This is a genomic window from Bradyrhizobium sp. SBR1B (assembly GCF_014198205.1).
Classification (GTDB): Bacteria; Pseudomonadota; Alphaproteobacteria; order Rhizobiales; family Xanthobacteraceae; genus Bradyrhizobium.
The window spans coordinates 1-16,668 of the sequence record NZ_JACIHC010000045.1; the positions used below are offsets into that span (position 1 = coordinate 1).

Below are 16,668 nucleotides of genomic sequence, written 5' to 3' on the forward strand. Positions count from 1 at the left end.
TTCAGCCAGAACAGTCCTTTGCGCATCGAAGTCCCCCGTGCCGAATCAACTCGGTGCGAGGGAATCAGAAACCGCTAATTAGGTACACACCCTAGGGAAAGAGGTCGGGTCATGCGATGCTGGCCTCCAATCCAGCCAGCATCTTGAATCACAATCCGCCAAAAACCGGAATCCCTCCGATTCAATTAAGCAAGGAAATGCTCTAAAGATCGCACGGGGCGCGCCAGGTCCACGACGACACCCGCGATCAGCTTTGGCTTTGCAAATCAGATTGTACGATAGCAATAACTTGCAACACACCCGGCAACGCGTCTATGTACCCGGCAGGGAATGGACGCGCTTACATGTCTGCTTCCGTCCCGGGATCTGCGGCTAGAGACGGTCAGTTCTTGACGATGAGTTTGTTGGCGGACAGAAATCGCGTGTATGCTGGATAGAGCCCTTGATAGCGTCGCGCGAGACTGCGGAGCCCGACGAGACTGTAGAGTTGCTCCACATCAATTCCATCAAGATCAACGATGGACACGAATGGCATACCCAGGAACCGACACATATCCTCGGTCCTTGTATCGTGACAGATGACAAGAGCGGGAACGCCGCGTTGTAGAGCGATCATGCAGCCGTGGAAGCGACTCCCGAACACGAAATCATAGGTCTGAACGGCATCGAGCCAGTCATCCACGTCGAAAAAGACCTGCACGTGATCGGCCGCCCACTTCCGCACGTCGGCCTCCGGCGCGACGTTCGCCAAGAATGTTGAGATTTCCTTTAACGCTTCTTCAGCATTCCGCGCCTGTTTGTCTGCCAGCCTGATTTCCGCCTGCTCGCTTTGAGCAACGAAATCCGCTTTCCAGGATATTCCCGTGCCGTAGATTTCGCGCACGAGCCGAAGCATCCTTTCCTTGTCGAACGAATGACCGACGACGTCTCGCGACGCGTTGATCGAAAGGCGCTTGACCTCTTCAAAAGGCCGCCGGGGAATGTTCATGCCGTGAGGTCCTCCCATGTAGTAGGAAGGGCAGCCGGTCACAGTCACATTGTGCGCACCACGAAGCGCGAGAACTTCTTGCGTGTACGGGCCGCGGACGCCGATGCTCACCGCACGTTCGGCAATAACTTTCACGAACCGCTCGGTGCCAGGCATCAAGCTTATGTTCGGATCGTAGTTGTTTGATTGAGCTCCGAGACCAACTACCGATACCGGCAAGTCGGCGCGCTCGATGTATTGCGCCATGCCACCCAAATCGAATTTTGGAAACAGAAAGTTGGCCGCCGCAACGACAATCATGTCGAAGCGCTCATGCACTGCCGTGGGATCGATACTGTGGTCCCACGAGAGGTCTTCGTAGACGATACGATCAAGCAGCCCGCGCGCAATCAACTGGTTCCCGGTATTGCCTCCGGTCTTCGCCAGTTTTGACATCGGATCTTCGCCAACTTCCGCAGAAAAGCTCGGCGTTGCCCCAAGTAGAAAAATTTTCACTGCGCTGCTCCGGAGGCGATATCGACCCTAAACCAATATTTCTCACCCATATTGCTCTTGACCACCATCATCCAAACAACTTTGCGGCCACAACAAGGATCGTCACGGTATCTTTATCCTACCTTCCCTTGATCGCTGATTTCCATTGCGCCGCCTCTCCCTCGTAGTCAGCCGCCGGCGATCGCCCTTCGCCGCCACCAATTGAAAGAAAATGCGCTTCCGCTGATTTCACCCGACCGTCTCTTACGGCTGCCGCGACGTCGGGGTATTTGCCGAGATACCATTCGGCATCCACGGCCGGCCCTCCTCCACGGCGGCCCTCAAAGTAGCCGAAGCCTATGTAGTGCATGTGTGCACTCTCGACCTCCCCACGAGAAACGGCTTTTGCGACGTCGGGATTGTCCCGCAAATAGCTGTCCTCGTCGAACTCGGCAGCGGCGATGGCGATCTGTAACAACAGCTTGAGTAAGCCTGCCGGCACCTTGACATGGCCGGAACCATCCAAAGCGGACTTGTCGAGGTTTAACGCGCTCATCAACGACTCAGCAGAAGGTACAAACATCAAGTCACAAGAAGCCCCTTAGTTGCAGTCACCGCGATCACCTCTCGGCCGCAGCGCGCGCCGCAGCTTTTGCTGCCCGCTTCGGTTTCGCAGCGTCGGCGGCTGTCGCCAGCAATTGCGCCGAAACTTCCTGGAGATAGACCGTCTGGGCGCCGAGTTCCCGCTCTCCAAAGCCGAACCGCTCTCGAGCCAGGCGGTGTATGGTCTCGATCTCTTCGACGTGTTTTTGGGCTTTCAACGAATGGGTGACGCTCGCGGCGTGGCGGCGGTGAACGTTGAGAGGATCCGCGATATAGACGATTTTAGCGCCCGGCATCTCGAGAGCCTCGAGATAGAGCAGCCAATCGCCAGCCATCCGGAACTCCTTAAGACGGTCACGGCAGGCATTGAGCGCGCGCAACAGCGCCTCTCGGCGCCACAGAACCGAGCTGACATTCAGAATCGTATTCCGGACGCCGAGGTAGCGGGCCACGAAGTCGCGACCATCGAACACATCGGTCCGCGACAATGCGCCTGGCTCGATTGTAGCGTAATAAGGCTTGTAGCTCGCATAGAGATGCGCCCCATCGGCATCGATGGATTTGGAGTCGGTGAAGCCGAGCGCGATATCGGGGTCACCGCTCATCAGTGCGAGCAGGCTGGAGATGAAGGTCGGCTCTGAGAGATCGTCGGCCTCGGCGATCCAAAGGAAGTCCCCCTTCGCCATCTCGGCAGCCTTGGCCCATTGCGCGAACACCGAGCCGGAATTCTGTTCATTGATCACAAGCGTAAGATCGCGCTGGCGCTGATCCGCAAGCTTCACGATGACGGAAATGCTGTCGTCGGATGAGCAGTCGTCGAGGACGATGACCTCCTCGACCGGATGGTTCTGGTCGAAAATGGTGTAAAGCCGCTCCGGCAGGCAGTGCGCGTAGTTGTAGTTCGGCACTGCAACCGACACGGTGGGTAGTGACGGAACGGCAAGCCGCAAGAGATCGCGGACATAATCCGAGAAAGCGAACTTGGTCTGAATGATTTCGGTCATGTGAGTACGCTCGGCGTCCGATGGCGTCCAGCGCAGAAAGTTCTCCACAGCCTGCGCCATCGCCGGCACATCACAATAGGGCACCACGCGGCCGATGTTCTCCGTGAGAAGGAAGCCCGGGATGCCGCCAGAGTTCTGGAATGCAACGACAGGCACGCCGACGCTTAGCGCCTCCAGCGCCACCGTCGGGAACGGATCCTCGCGCGAGGTCAGCGCGTAGACGTCGGACGCGGAATAGAGCGCCTGCATGTCCGAACGAGAGCCGGCGAGATGAAAGTGGCCCGTAGCCTCAGCTTGCCTGATCTCCGGTCCGAGCCATTCCAGGAGACCGGGATCGATGCCCCCGGCCCAACAGAAATGGACATTTCCATTGCGTCGTCGAACCAGATTCCAGAGTTGCAAAAACAGGTCAAAGCCCTTGCGCAGATCGGCATAGCCGACGCCGAGCACCATCTTGTCGGCAGCTGCGATGCCAAATTCCTTGCGAACGAGCCCAGCTTCCGTCGGCGCTGGCTCGATCTGCTTGTAACTACCCTGCGCGCGAATGAGGAAACGCTCATCGGTCCTATCAAGCCCAAGCGCTTCGACGAGCTTGTCGCGCACGAAATCCGAGGCGAACACCACACGATGCGCACTCTCAATCGCCGCGCGCGCGACCTCTTCCAGATGCTTCTCGTGCAGGATCCGCGGCAATTCGTGGACCAGGGAAACGGTCCGAAAACCCATTTCGACGAGGAATTTCGCGGCGCGCCCGCTCGCGGCCGTGTTGGCGATGGCCGCTGTAAAGCCCTTTTCCCGGAAGTGTCGTAGGATCGCAGGGATCTCGGAAGCCTGCTTGAGTACGGCGAGCGGCGCGACGGAGGCGTATTCGGCCTCCATCGCTCCGCCCTGAAGCAGGAGAAAGTCGATCTCGATATTAAAGGCGCTGCGCAGCGTCTTGCCGATGTTCAGCAAGAGATGCTGCGCGCCACTGGGAAACGCATCATGTCCGACCAGCAGAATCTTGGGCACTGACAGGTCGCGGGTCAGACCAGTGGCCGCGCGCGCGGTGGCATTTAGGTAAGCCGAACCGAAGTGGAGATCGGGCTCGAGATACGCGCCCTCGCACCATTCGTTCCAGGCATTGATACAGACGAACGATTCGCCGAAGAAGGTGTGGGTCTGCGCTTGCTCGACCAGCGCTGACAACCACGCCTCGTATTTTTGCGGAGTCGAGCCCTGGATCACCAGGCCCGCGCCTTGCCGGCGGGCATCGTTGTCCCAGCTCGGCACCACCGTCTTGATCAGCGGAAATTTCGGACGCGGCTCGTTAAGCGAATATTTGGCAACGTTGTCGTAACTGTAGATCTGCCCCGCATAGGTATCGTCCAGGATCTTAGCTTCGGAGTTCACCAGCGGCACGTGTTTGGTGAGCTTGTGCGGCGGAAATTCGATCACGCCGTCCATGCCGTTCGCGGTTGGATCGTAATCATCAAAACTCTGGCTCATGATGATAACTGGATATTCGTTGAATCTCTTCGCGAAGATCGCGCGCCAGCGCGCGATGACGTTTGCCGTGTCCGGAATGAGGCGCGGCCGATAGATCATCAGGAGCGGACGACCCTGGACACGGATATAGCGTTTGTCCTTGAAGTGCCGATTGAAGTCCGACAACAGGCGCTCGTCATCGTCGGACAGGTAGTCCTGCGAAATCAGGACCTCGCCCTCCATGCCGTCCCATCGCCGCGTCCAGTTCTCGTTGGCCCACATCAAGCAGAACGGCATGTTGATATCGCGCGTCTTCAGGAATTGCTCAAGCGGCTTTTCCAAGAGGCGCTTGCCATTGAACCAATAATAGTAATAGACGAAGCCGTGGATGCCCGCCGCCTTGGCGAACTTCGCCTGCTTGCGCATGGTTTCGATGTCAGCGAGAGAGTAAAAACCTAGGTCGCGCGGAATCCGCGGCTGGTAGTGATCCTTGAACCGAGGTATGCCGCGCGCAATATTCGTCCATTCGGTGAAGCCGGTGCCCCACCATCTGTCGTTCTCAGGGAACGCGTGAAACTGCGTCAGATAATAGGCCAGCACCTTGGCGCGCGGCTTTGCGCCAGGCGGCAATGGACGCAGTTCCTCGAACAACGGGCTCGGACGGGTGAACCGCTTGATCTCGGCTGGAATGGTGGCTTCGTTCTCCGGAGGTGACGGATAGATGCCATCCTCGTGGCGATGCTCGAGATAGTGCAGAAGCGGATCCTGGTCCGTCTTCCCTTTGAAGTAGCGCTGAATGTAGAACTTGGTGTCGAAGTCCGCCGACGGGTTGCGGCCTTCCTTGTAACCATGAAAGATGAAGTGCTCGAACGGATCGACGCCGGCCGCGGCGACGTCCTGATAGTTCTGAAGATAGTATTGCGCGTCAAATTCCGGGATCGGGCTGAACGGGCCCAGTCGGTTCTTCAGATAGTGCGCGAGCGGGCTCTCGCCTTCTGGAATGCCGTACTTCTCGCGATACCAAGCCGGCTGAAAATAGGGGCTTGGCCGCCGCCCATCGCGCTCGCCGACCATCGCATAGTGCAGGAACGGATGCACATCCGTGTCCTGCACGTCGGGATAGGTTGTGACGTACCAAATCGGGTCGAAGATCGGATTTGGCTTACGACCTTCCCTGTAGCCATAGAGGAAGAAATGCTCGAACGGATCGGCGCCGACCGCGATCACGTCCGGATAACTCGCGGCGTAGAACTCCTCGTCGAACAGACCGAGGCCCTTGAGGGTGCGCGCGGCATCTCCAAGGGCGGTGGCCGGCGCTGGCTGCTCGACCTCGCGCGGCGGCTCCGTCTGTCTGCTCGCCGGTCCCTCGGTAGCGAGCTCCTTCGCGGAACTGTTTAGTTTTGTGGCGCCCGGCTCTGACCTGGATTGCAGCCTTGCAGCGGCGCTGCGCCTCGTCCGAGGTTCTCTTTGAACGGCGTTGCGCGCGAGCTTCGAAAGGAAATCAGCCATTGTTACTCACTCATGCATTGGACGGTTTGTTCCGCAGAACGCTTCTGTCTCCGGCGTGAAAGTTCCGTCGCGTGTCGCGCAGATCGACTGGAGGCGCCGGACGGCGCCTTCATTGCCTTGCCGCGCCGCGTATTGATACCAATTGACTGCTGTGTCGCGATCTTGCGCGGTGCCTCGGTCCGACATCAACACGTCGCCCAGCGCAACCTGCGCTTCCGCCATGCCTCGCTCGGCAGCCCTCTGAAACCATTCCGTCGCCTTCGTCACGTCGGCCTCGCGCCCCTGTCCCTTCCCGAGCATCACGGCGAGGTTGTACTGCGCGACCGCATGTCCCTGCTCCGCAGCGGCCTCGTACCAGTTCACACCCCGTGCAAGATCCAGGCCCACTCCGTGGCCCGTGCAGTACATGACGGCGAGCTGGAATTGTGCTGCTGCATGCCCCGCGCGCGCCGCCTTGGCCATGCATGATGCTGCTGCCTGCGCATTCCCCACGCCGCTCTTAGGATCCAGATGGACAAGTCCGAGCATGTACTGCGCCTCGACATGGCCGGCATCCGCCGCGCGCGTGAGCCATCGGGTGGCGCCTCGCATATCGGCGGTCCCGCCGAACTTACCCATCTTCAGCGCGCCCAGTTGAAACGCCGCCGGAGGATGACCGGCCTCGGCGGCCTCTCCCAGCAAGGAGTGCGCGCGTGCAACGTTATCCTCGGAAGCGTCACGAGAAAGCAGGAAGAGCGCATAAGCGGTCTTGGCGTCAGGATCTCCGCTACCGGCGGCCCGGCTCAGCCATTCCGACGCCATTTCCTGATCTTTGGGAACGCCCGCACCGATCGAATAGAGCTTTCCGAGTTGCACCTGTGCGGCGCTGATGCCACCATCTGCGGCACGCTCGAACCATTTGATCGCTGCCTCCACGTTGCGCTGAACGCCGGAGCCGTTGAGATAGAAGATCGCAACGTTGAATGCTGCAGTGGCATGACCATTTTCGGCCGCGCGCTCGAACCATTTCGCGGCTTGACGGATGTTGGGGGAGACACCGACACCAGTCGCATAGAACCGGCCGACGAAGAATTGCGCCTGCACATCGCCGCGCTCGGCCGCCTTCTCGTACCAAACTGCCGCCTCCCGCAAATCGGGCTCCGCATCGGCACCGTTCGAATAGAATTCCGCGAGTGCCTGAATTGCCGGAAGGTAATCCTTCCGCGCCGCCTTGCGCAGCGCGGTCTCGGCGCGATCGAGGTCTTTGGCGACGCCCTCGCCGCTGAGCCGTAATAGGCCGATGTTGTAGAGTGCGATCGGATCATCACGCGTTGCCGCACTCTGGAACAGGCGCGCAGCCTCAGGCGGATTCTCGGGCAAGCCCATACCCTTCAAAGTCATGAATGCGAGCCCAATCTGCGCCCTCACGTGATCCTGCGCGGCGGCCTTGCCATACCAGATCGCAGCCTGCGCGAAATCGACGAGTACGCCACGTCCCTGATAATAGACATCACCGAGCGCGAACTCGGCCGGTGCAAACTTCTGATCGGCCGCCGCCTGATACCAACGAAGTGCAGCAGCGAAGTCTTTCGTGCACCCCTGCCCCTCGCTGTAGAGATTGCCCAGGATAGTCTGAGCATCCGCTTTGCCGGCTTCGGCCGCGGCCGATATCCAGCGAAACGCGGCGCTAATATCCTTCGCGACACTGGTCCCGTGCGGGAATATCAGGTGATGCACACTCGACGCGGTATCGCCCAATCGCGCGGCGGACGATTGACGCCAGGTCTCCGGCCTATTCGGTCCGCGGCTGGCGTTGACTCCGTACAGATAGATCAGGCCGAGTTGATATTGCGCGTCGGCGTGACCTCGCTGCGCCGCGCGTTCGTACCACACCGCGGCATCCGGAATGCTGCCGGCCACTCCCTGGTTCTTGGCGTAGAGCATGCCGATCCGATAGTCCGCTTCCGCGTCGCCGTTTTGCGAGGCACGCTTCCAGAGCTTAAGTGCGTCCAGATAGTGTCTGCGCTCGAACGCTGCCTCGGCCGGACCAAGCCGCCTTTCGTCAGATCCGTGAGGCGCGGGCCGAAGCCATTGGAGGAGCGATCGGGTCAATGCCATCATGGCTCACGCATGGCCTCCCGGATGCCCTTCAGCATTCCGCCAAGCAGATACATTCCGACCGCCCGCGTGCCGACATGGACGTCTCCCGCAAGCGTCATGCCGGGAATCAGGCGGAAAGGTTTCGGGACATCCTTGAAGTTGGACGAGTCCACCGAGCACCGCGCCTTGTAGTAGGCTTCGATAGGCTTTCCATCGTCGTCGGTGGTGAAGGCGCCCTCGCTGATCCAACGCACTTTGCCATCGGCTGTACCATGCTCCGCGGCATTGAACGCATCGATCCGCATCGTGCAGGGATCTCCGGGCCGAATGAAACCGACATCGCGCGAGGCGATGCGAATTTCAGCCTCGAGCTTGGTGTCGGTCGGCATCAGCGTAATGAAGGGATCGCCGGGCTTCAGCACAGACCCGACCGAGAGCCTTGCCATCGTCAACACGACCGAATCTTCTGCGGCGGTCAATCGGACCAGATCCTGGTGCCTGAGCGCCTTCTCATAAGAGGCTCTCGCTTCGTCGAGCTTGTTGCGGGTCGTCACGAGATCCTGACTTAGTTGCGCAAACCATTGCTGCTTGAAGGCGTCACGGTCCGCGATTGACGCGGCGAGCGTATTCTGAGCTTCGATTAGGCTGTTATGGGTGTTCTCCAGGGTCCGCAGCAATTCAAGCCTTGTATCCTGGGAGATAAACATGTTGAGCTGCGAGCCCGTGCCGTGCTCGGCCAGCGTCGTGCGCATGGTCTCGATCTTCTGCAAGATCTCGTCACGCTGCCGATATCTCGCATCGTCCCCGCGAAGCTTCACCATGGTTGCCTGGGTCTGCTTGATCTTCGAATCGAAGCTATTGATCTGCGCGGTATATTGCGCCGTCCGCTGATCATAGAGCGCCTTCTGCAAGGCTGCGTATTTCTGGTAGTCTGGGTCCGGCTTGTTCGCAAAGACCAGCGGATGCGGGTTCAGCTCGGCTTCATCGCGCGCCACCTGAGTCTCGAGGCTAGCTATCTGCAACTTCGCCTGGGTTAGGTCCGCCGACGTAAAGGTCGCATCCAGGGTCGCAATAAGCTGTCCCGGTTGCACCTGCTCGCCTTCCCGCACGTCAATCGTCTTAATGATCGATGGATCCAGCGCTTGAAGGACGCTGATCTGTCCCACCGGCACGATCCGCCCCCCAACGCTGGTTATGACGCGATCTATCCGCGTCAGAGCCAGAATGGCAACGATCGCGACAAGGAAGGCCGAGAGCACAAACAGCGTTGCTCGCGCGACCAGAGGCTCAGCCTCCTCTCGGATCGCATCCGTTTCCGATTGAAATTGGCGAACGGTCGCAAGCGCACCATCAGGAGACAAGCGTCGGGCTCCCGAATCTCGGCCGTTCGTTGCGGACTGCCGGCACCAAATGCTTGTTCTGCTGATACCACAGCGAGCTGTAGATATCGTTGCGCGCCAGCAGCTCCTCATGCCGCCCGATATCGTCAACCACACCACGATTAAGCACGAGAATTGCGTCCGCCTTTGTCAGGGAAGACAGGCGATGCGAGATGATGATCAGCGTCCGGCCATGCGCGATGCGCGTTATGTTGGCGTTCACGATCGCCTCACTGTCGGCGTCGAGCGCGCTTGTCGCCTCATCGAGAATCAGGATGGGCGGGTTAACGATCAGCGCACGCGCGATCGCAAGCCGCTGCCTCTGCCCTCCCGAGAGGTTCGGCGAACCTTCATAGATATGCGTCTCGTAGCCGCGCGGCAGCTTATCGATGAATTCTTCCGCACCCGCCAGCCTCGCCGCCGTGACCACATCGTCGAACGACGCGTCCGGCTTGGCCGCGGTGATGTTTTCGCGGATGGTCCCACTGAAGAGAAAAGTTTCCTGGAGCACGACACCCACGTTACGACGGAGATGGTCGATGTCGTACTCGCGAACGTCAATGCCATCGATCTTGATCAATCCGTCATAATCGCAATGCAGCCGCTGCAGCAACCGCGCAAGCGTGGTCTTGCCAGATCCGCTCCTGCCCATCACGCCTAAAGTAGTCCCTAGCGGAATCTCGAAGGAGATGTTGTTCAGCGTCGGCGATAGCGCTCCCTTGTATTTGAAGGTGACGCCGGAGAACTCCACCTTGCCCGCTAGCGGCGAACGCACGCCATGGCCGGAACGTCCCTCTTCGGGAGGAAGGTTGACGAGATTGCCGACGGTTGCAACCGCACTTCGTGCCTCGTCGTATTGATTGATGAGCTGCGCCATCTGCATCAGCGGACCCGAGACGCGCTGTGACAACAGCAGGAATGAGAACAGCGCGCCGATATAGACTGGGTCGTTGCTTTCGAGCGCGAGATAGACGCCGAGCGCATAGGAGCCACTGACGGCCAGCCGCTCCAGCGGACGCACCACCGACTGAATGGCGTTTCCAGTCATGCCTTCCACGAGCCGGGCCTTGGCAAGTCGTGCGACCAGAACATCCCACAAGTGGCGCTGCCGCGTATCGAGCGCGAGGGACTTGATCGTCCGGATGCCATTTAAGGTCTGAACCAAAAACGCGCCCTGCGCGCCCTCCGCGGCCAGCACGGCAGTCGACGCCTTGCGGTAATTCGGCAACATTAGGACGAGCCACGCGACGATGAAGGCCGACAAGGCGAGCACCACGAACGTCATGACGGGGCTGAAGAATAACATGACGGGCAGGAAGAACATCAGCGTCGTAGAATCGAGAATGGTGCCGAACAATTGCCCCATGAGGAACGAGCGGATGCGAAAGACTTCGCGAATGTCGCGCGCGACGAGGCCGACGGGCGTCTGCTCGAAATAATCGATGGGGAGATTGAGGACCTTTTCGAAGACGTAGGTCGACAATTTGACGTCCAGCCTGGTCGTCAAGCGATGGACAAGGAGCTGTCTCAAGAACGAGAACGCCGCCTCGAAGGCTATGACTGCCAGCATCGCGACGCAGAGCACATAGAACGTGTTGTACGCCTTGTAGAAGATCACCTTGTCCGACAACAGGCGCCAGAACATGATCGGCGCCAGGCCGAGCAGCCCGAGGATCACAGCGGCAATCGCGACGTCGCGGACCATGCGGCGTTCGCGGAACAACAGCGCGGCTACGAGGCCGAAACTGAACGGCTGCGCTTCGTCCGATATCTCGTAGCTGCGCTTAATCAGGACCAGATCGCCGGACCAGATACCTTCAAAGCGTGGTTGGTCGATCACGAGCAGCGCGTCTTCCGCGGCATTCGGGTCCCTCAGCACGATGCGTGTATTGTGGGCGTCTCCCTCGACACGCAGGAGTACCATGTGGCTCCCATTGCGAAGCCGAATGATGACCGGTAGCGCCTTCTTCAGATGAGACAGCCCGCTCCAATCGAGCTTGACGCACTTCGCGCGCATGCCTGCTTTCTCCGCACAGCGGACAAGCTGATGGAGTGTGACGTTCTCTTCCCGCAGAAGGTTGTCTTGGATGAGCTGTGAGGACGTGAGGTGCAGCCCGTGCTGTCGTGCGACGATAATCAGGCACGCTAGTGCCGATGCGGGCCCCGCATCGGCCAGGTTTCGTTCATCGGCGCAGTGGACGGTCATTGGGGTCAAGCGATCTGCCATTGTGTTAAGGCGTCACATTCAACCATCAATATAACATTGAGCGGTAAAAAAACCAGCCTCACTCATCGTTAAATTGTGAGGGGTGGCTGGCCGCACTCACCAATACCTCAGGCATTGGCTTCCTGGAAATTGAAGCCGTACTCTAACAAAGACCTTCGGATGGCCTCGTCGTCGGCCTCGGGCATCAGCGCGAGCGCACAGACCTCGAAATTTTGGCTGCTGACCGAAACGGTTGCAAACCCGGCCATCAGCAGGAGACTACCGAGTCGCTCGGCCGTAAATCCGGTGCGGTGGGCCATGTGGACGCGCCCCTCCTCGATGGCGCGCGAGTGGCCATAGAGCATGTCCAGCGGCCTGATCGGCCCCGCCGGCGAATGATAGGCTATTGCGCCGATCCCATGCTGGGCTATGAAGTGAGCAACCGATTGCAGATCCGGGCTCATGATCAAGGCGAAACCATCGGGCTTGAGGATCTGGTGGAATTGCCGCAATGTAGGATAGACCTCGTGGGCATACAGGTGCTCGAGCACATGCGATGTCCACACCGCGTTGAAGGACTGAGGCTTGAACGCGCCACTCAACTCAAGGATCGAGCCGATCACATCTGGTTTGACGCCGGGGTCGATGTCGAATCGGGTCTCTTCCCAATCATGGTTGAGCATCATCCGGGCGATGCGCTGTGCCGTACCGGGTCCTGAGCCCGCGTTGAGCAATCGCTTCATCGTGAGAGACCAATCCGTGCCCGCACCGCGCGGTGAAAGGGCCAGATGATAGCATTAGCAAACCACAACACAGCCACCAACGAAAGGACATCCTACATAAGATGCGAAAGCGCTGAGCTCAAAGGCAAAGCCCCGCCATGGCGGGGCTTTCTCAGCGCAGCTTGCAGGCGCCGATTCAGACCTTCGGCAAGTGCACGTCTCCATCGGTGAAGTGGAGATATTCGACGCCACTGACCACCACCGTCTGGCTGTCTCCGAAGTGCAGCGTGTAGGAGTTCGTCTTCTCGTCGACATCGACCTTGGTGACATCAAAGGAGGAGCGATCGGCGAAATCCACGGTGTCCGAGCCTGCGCCGCCTATAATCGTATCATTTCCGGTGTGGGTCTGAAGATGGAATGTATCGTTGCGATTTCCTCCCTGCAGCGTCGAGTTCGCTCCTGACTCACCATAGACCCAGAAGACGTCATTGCCGTCACCGCCCGCAAAGACATCGCCCTGAACGCCAATCAGCGTATCGTTGCCATCGCCACCGATAAGCGTGCTGTGTCCCGACGATAGATCTCGCAGAATGTCGTTGCCGCTGCCGCCTTCGAGCACCTGAGCGCCGGTGCCCGCCTCAAGATAGTCGTTACCGCTGCCGCCATCCAAAGTGTCGTTGCCGCTGCCACCATAGATACTGTCGTTGCCTGCGCCACCGAACAGTGAGCTGTTACCGTGTCCGCCGCGGATCGCGTCGTTGCCGCTACCGCCATAGACCGTGTCGTTCCCATAATCATATAGGTTCACGCTATCGGAACCTTTTCCCATGGCGATGAACACATCATTATGCCCGCCAATCACATCGAGCGTCTTGCCGCCAGCGTCGTCTAAAATAATCGCCTTCAGGTTTGGCGTGGTCTCGACGGTGGTCGACTGCGTAATGTCGAGGATCTGAACACCTGCTGGAACAGCCCCTCCGAACGGTCCAGACTGAAACGCAGCCTTCGAAGTATCCCCAGGATGATCGCTGTACACTCCGCTACGTTCTAACGAGTCGATCAGTGCCGACCTAACGCTCGCCTCAATGTGATTTCCGTTATGGTGGAGAAACTGGTCCAACTCAGTTTTCGTCAGGTAAGATATAGCCATTGGAGGCCCTTTCGGTTCTTATTGAGGACGACGCCATGCTCCGGTCACGTCAAGGAACTTCATGCTGTGACATCCAGTCGCCGCGCGCGATTGGGAAGATAAGAAACCCGCAGCATATGTTATGTTCAATGTTAAGATTGTGAGTAGTGCGCGTCAAGGACGAAAAAATCCAACTGGCCGCACTCATTCACCGAGCTTAGCGTCGCAAGTTCGGCGATCTGCTTGCGACTCCGGAGGTTCCGAGCCAACACTGCGGGTCGGGGAGGGATATTGCTATCCCCAGGAAAGGCTGGATCAGCCCTGTTCTGCGCCTGATGAGATCCCCACCAACGCGACCCCCTCGCTGAACGTTGGATAGCTTCTGAAGTGGTTGCCCGCAGCAAAGTCGCTTATTCTGCGCAAGAAAGGCCACATGAGCTACGTCGATGTCAGCTCGGCACGTGACTAAGCGTGACTAGGTTGCGATGTGCTTGCCCGAAAGAGTCACGATGCTGAACAATCATGTGACGGAGTCACTGATCCATCGAAGGTCCTTGCGCAACAACCACTTGCCGGGCTATCCAGATCATTGAGATGAAGATGTCAAGACGGAATGCAAGGACGATGTTCCCCATTTGCTACCCAAACACACATTGCGATTGGCGCCCTTCTGCCGGTCCGCTTCAGCTGATCATCACGATGGTCAGAGCCCCTCGGTCTTCTTCGTCTCGGTTGGGCTAGTTGGGCAATTCCGCCATTCGGGAGGTCTCCGCCGGCAACCCCGTTCCTGCCTAGCTCCCAAGTTTTGCCCCCCGCCAGAAGGCGCTTCATCGTCTTCAACGCTTTCGCTGGTAGCGTTAACAACGGGGCTGTATGATACCTTTGTAGGTTAGCAGACGTCCTTGTATGTTATTTGACAGCACCCGCCCCTCGGTTCAAGCCGGCGGCGAGTTACTTTGTCTGAACCCGTTCTAGTCCGAATGAAAAAACATTCTCATCAAGAGATTAAACTGAAACTCGCTCAGGCGGATGAATTGGCTCGAGCAGGCAGCTCCCAGGTGTCGATCTGTGAGGCGCTTGGCGTGAGCGTTATGACGCTCCATCGTTGGCGGAAACTGCCGCTCAGCAAGGACGTGGGGCAATCTTCAGAGGGGCCTAACGCGGGCAGGGATCCGCCTCCTCCTCTTGTTAGCATGGATGAAATGCGTCGTGCGTTGGAAGAGCTTACGGTTGAGAACCGGCGCCTCCGCAAACTTGTCACGGATCTGATGCTTGAGAAGATGACACTCGAAGAGGCTTCGGCAGCCAGCTTTGCGTCTCGCCGAGTACACGATCGCTAACCCGAGCTTGTTCATCTCTTGCTCCAAAAGTTGATGCGCACTGCCTCGTCAGACACGCTCTAAGCTGGTCCGACAGCGTGCAGAAATGGGAGACACCCGATCATGCCTAAACGCGTGCGCATTCGTTGCATAAACAAGACCGACCGGCGAAGCGCTCATGAGAGAATCAAATACGTTGGCGGGCTGAATTCAGACGGAACGCGATGGAGGCTATCCGTCGCGAAGACTATCCAAGACATCGAAAGCCGCGAGTGGGAGTACTACGTCGAAGAATCAGGCATCACTGCCGAGGTCATCGTCGCGACCGACGGCCGACACAAGTACATCAAGACAACAGTGGACAGAATCCAACCGGACAATCTCCTTTCGCTCTCTGAGTGTCCGTAAGGTTATCGATCCCATATCGCAGGCAGTGCGGGCGAGACGCCGTTCGGCTGCGCCGCGCCAGGCGCTGTCCACGCCACATCCCGCTTGCTGGCTGGCCTTTATGGTCGTCTAGCGATAGTCGGGTTGACAATCACTGTCCGTTCGATCTGCTCTGGACGTTCTTGAAGCCACTCGAACACGTACTCAAGACTGATCGCCGTTTCGACCCGGCCGCGCAGGCCCTTCGACAAACGCGAACTGCCCGCAAGGTTGCGAACCACACGATCAACTAGCTCCATCACGATGCCGCCACAGAAGTAACGACGGGTTGCGATGGTGAAGTCTCCATTGGTCTCCGCCATGTTCGTCGTACTCCCCCTCATTGAGGAATCGATGTCTATGAGAAAGCAGCGTGGATGCGAACTCGGCGCCCTTATCGACCGGGGGGCCTTAGGTAAAGGCGCTGTGAACTTCCTCCGAATGAGTGGACACCTGTAGTAGGCTCGTTGAGCCTGGAGGTGTTGAATGGAACGTGCACGTCGGTCGTTTACTGAAGAGTACAAGCGCGAGGCGGCGGGATTGGTGGTGTCGAGCGGCCGCTCGATCGGGTCGGTAGCCAAGGAGCTCGGCCTGCGCGACTCAGTGCTGCGGCGCTGGGTCGATAAGCTTCGGCGCGAGCCGGCATCGGCGGCGTGGCGCCCCACCACGCAGGCGACGCCGATGTCGGCGGACCAGGCTTCGGAACTGGCCTTGCTGCGCCAGGAGAACGAGCGGCTGCGGATGGAACGCGACATTTTAAAAAAGTCGATCGCGATCTTTGCCGGAACCCGGACATGAGCTTTCGCTTCATCGAGGACCATCGCGACACCTATCCGGTGCGGCTGATGTGCGCCGTGCTCGAGGTCTCGCCGGCCGGCTACTACGCCTGGCGCGACCGCCCCGTGAGTGAGCGGACAAAATCCCATGCCGCGCTGCTGGCCGAGATACGGCAGGTCCATCAGGACAGCAGCGGCCGCTACGGCAGTCCCCGCGTCCATGCCGCCCTGCGCAGGCAGGGACGCAGCGCCAGCCGCGGCCGGATCGAGCGGACGATGCGCCGGCATGGCATCCGCGCCATCACCGCAAAGCCACGCCATGTGCGCACCACCGACAGCCGTCACGACCTGCCGATCGCACCGAACCTGGTCGCGCGCGACTTCACGGCGGAAGCCCCGAACCGGGTCTGGCTCGGCGACATCACCTACAGTGCGCCTCGCCCCTCAGTTGGGGAAGCGTATGACTGGAATGCAAAAGAGAAAGGAGGACTGAAAAATGACTTGTTCCCTGCTGTGAGGGGACATGAGCCCAAGCGGCGGTGACCTGTCGTCAACTGGCAGGGTGACGTAGCCCGCAGGTAAAGGGG

The 16,668-nt window shown here is 59.0% G+C and carries 13 protein-coding genes; 4 read left to right on the forward strand and 9 right to left on the reverse strand.

The window, feature by feature from the left end; translation table 11 throughout:
• Window positions 1–382 precede the first annotated feature (382 nt).
• The 8 genes from GGD61_RS39195 to GGD61_RS39230 form a co-directional block, all read right to left on the reverse strand.
• Window positions 383–1,483 (reverse strand): polysaccharide pyruvyl transferase family protein, encoded by a 1,101-nt coding sequence (locus GGD61_RS39195; RefSeq protein ID WP_183232424.1) that lies wholly within the window; start codon window positions 1,481–1,483, stop codon window positions 383–385.
• Window positions 1,484–1,601: 118 nt separating this feature from the next.
• Window positions 1,602–2,018: a hypothetical protein gene (locus tag GGD61_RS39200; protein ID WP_246786201.1), complete on the reverse strand. Its 417-nt coding sequence runs from the start codon at window positions 2,016–2,018 to the stop codon at window positions 1,602–1,604.
• A 64-nt stretch (window positions 2,019–2,082) separates the two neighbouring features.
• A complete protein-coding gene (locus GGD61_RS39205; protein WP_246786202.1) occupies window positions 2,083–6,045 on the reverse strand; it encodes a glycoside hydrolase family 99-like domain-containing protein in 3,963 nt (1,320 codons plus the stop codon).
• A gap of 6 nt (window positions 6,046–6,051) precedes the next feature.
• Entirely contained in the window at window positions 6,052–8,142 is a 2,091-nt protein-coding gene (locus GGD61_RS39210; RefSeq protein WP_409362504.1) for an SEL1-like repeat protein, read from the reverse strand.
• Window positions 8,142–9,485, reverse strand: a complete 1,344-nt coding sequence (locus tag GGD61_RS39215) for an HlyD family type I secretion periplasmic adaptor subunit (protein ID WP_061882336.1) — start codon at window positions 9,483–9,485, stop codon at window positions 8,142–8,144. Before GGD61_RS39215 ends, GGD61_RS39210 begins: the two co-directional genes overlap by 1 nt.
• The gene (locus tag GGD61_RS39220) at window positions 9,475–11,709 is read right to left on the reverse strand and encodes a peptidase domain-containing ABC transporter (protein ID WP_183232433.1); all 2,235 of its coding nucleotides are present in this window, start codon (window positions 11,707–11,709) and stop codon (window positions 9,475–9,477) included. Before GGD61_RS39220 ends, GGD61_RS39215 begins: the two co-directional genes overlap by 11 nt.
• Before the next feature lie 128 nt (window positions 11,710–11,837).
• Complete coding sequence (locus GGD61_RS39225) at window positions 11,838–12,452, reverse strand: methyltransferase domain-containing protein (RefSeq protein WP_245312186.1); 615 nt, start codon at window positions 12,450–12,452, stop codon at window positions 11,838–11,840.
• Window positions 12,453–12,627: 175 nt separating this feature from the next.
• Window positions 12,628–13,551 (reverse strand): calcium-binding protein, encoded by a 924-nt coding sequence (locus GGD61_RS39230; RefSeq protein ID WP_312012853.1) that lies wholly within the window; start codon window positions 13,549–13,551, stop codon window positions 12,628–12,630.
• 989 nt (window positions 13,552–14,540) lie between these two features.
• On the opposite strand from GGD61_RS39230, the gene GGD61_RS41830 reads away from it, so the two are divergent.
• Both GGD61_RS41830 and GGD61_RS39235 read left to right on the forward strand, forming a co-directional pair.
• On the forward strand, window positions 14,541–14,900 hold the full coding sequence (locus GGD61_RS41830; RefSeq protein ID WP_409362503.1) for a transposase: 360 nt from the start codon (window positions 14,541–14,543) through the stop codon (window positions 14,898–14,900).
• Window positions 14,901–15,002: 102 nt separating this feature from the next.
• Complete coding sequence (locus GGD61_RS39235; RefSeq protein WP_183232428.1) at window positions 15,003–15,287, forward strand: DUF3892 domain-containing protein; 285 nt, start codon at window positions 15,003–15,005, stop codon at window positions 15,285–15,287.
• A 98-nt stretch (window positions 15,288–15,385) separates the two neighbouring features.
• On the opposite strand, the gene GGD61_RS39240 is transcribed toward GGD61_RS39235, so the two are convergent.
• Window positions 15,386–15,628, reverse strand: a complete 243-nt coding sequence (locus tag GGD61_RS39240) for a hypothetical protein (protein ID WP_183232429.1) — start codon at window positions 15,626–15,628, stop codon at window positions 15,386–15,388.
• A 163-nt stretch (window positions 15,629–15,791) separates the two neighbouring features.
• Here GGD61_RS39240 and GGD61_RS39245 point away from each other — a divergent pair, with 163 nt between their 5' ends.
• Window positions 15,792–16,103 carry a transposase gene (locus GGD61_RS39245; protein WP_183232430.1) on the forward strand — a complete coding sequence of 104 codons (312 nt, stop codon included), beginning with the start codon at window positions 15,792–15,794 and terminating at the stop codon, window positions 16,101–16,103.
• Entirely contained in the window at window positions 16,100–16,624 is a 525-nt protein-coding gene (locus tag GGD61_RS39250) for an IS3 family transposase (protein ID WP_183232431.1), read from the forward strand. Before GGD61_RS39245 ends, GGD61_RS39250 begins: the two co-directional genes overlap by 4 nt.
• The last annotated feature ends 44 nt before the right edge of the window (window positions 16,625–16,668 follow it).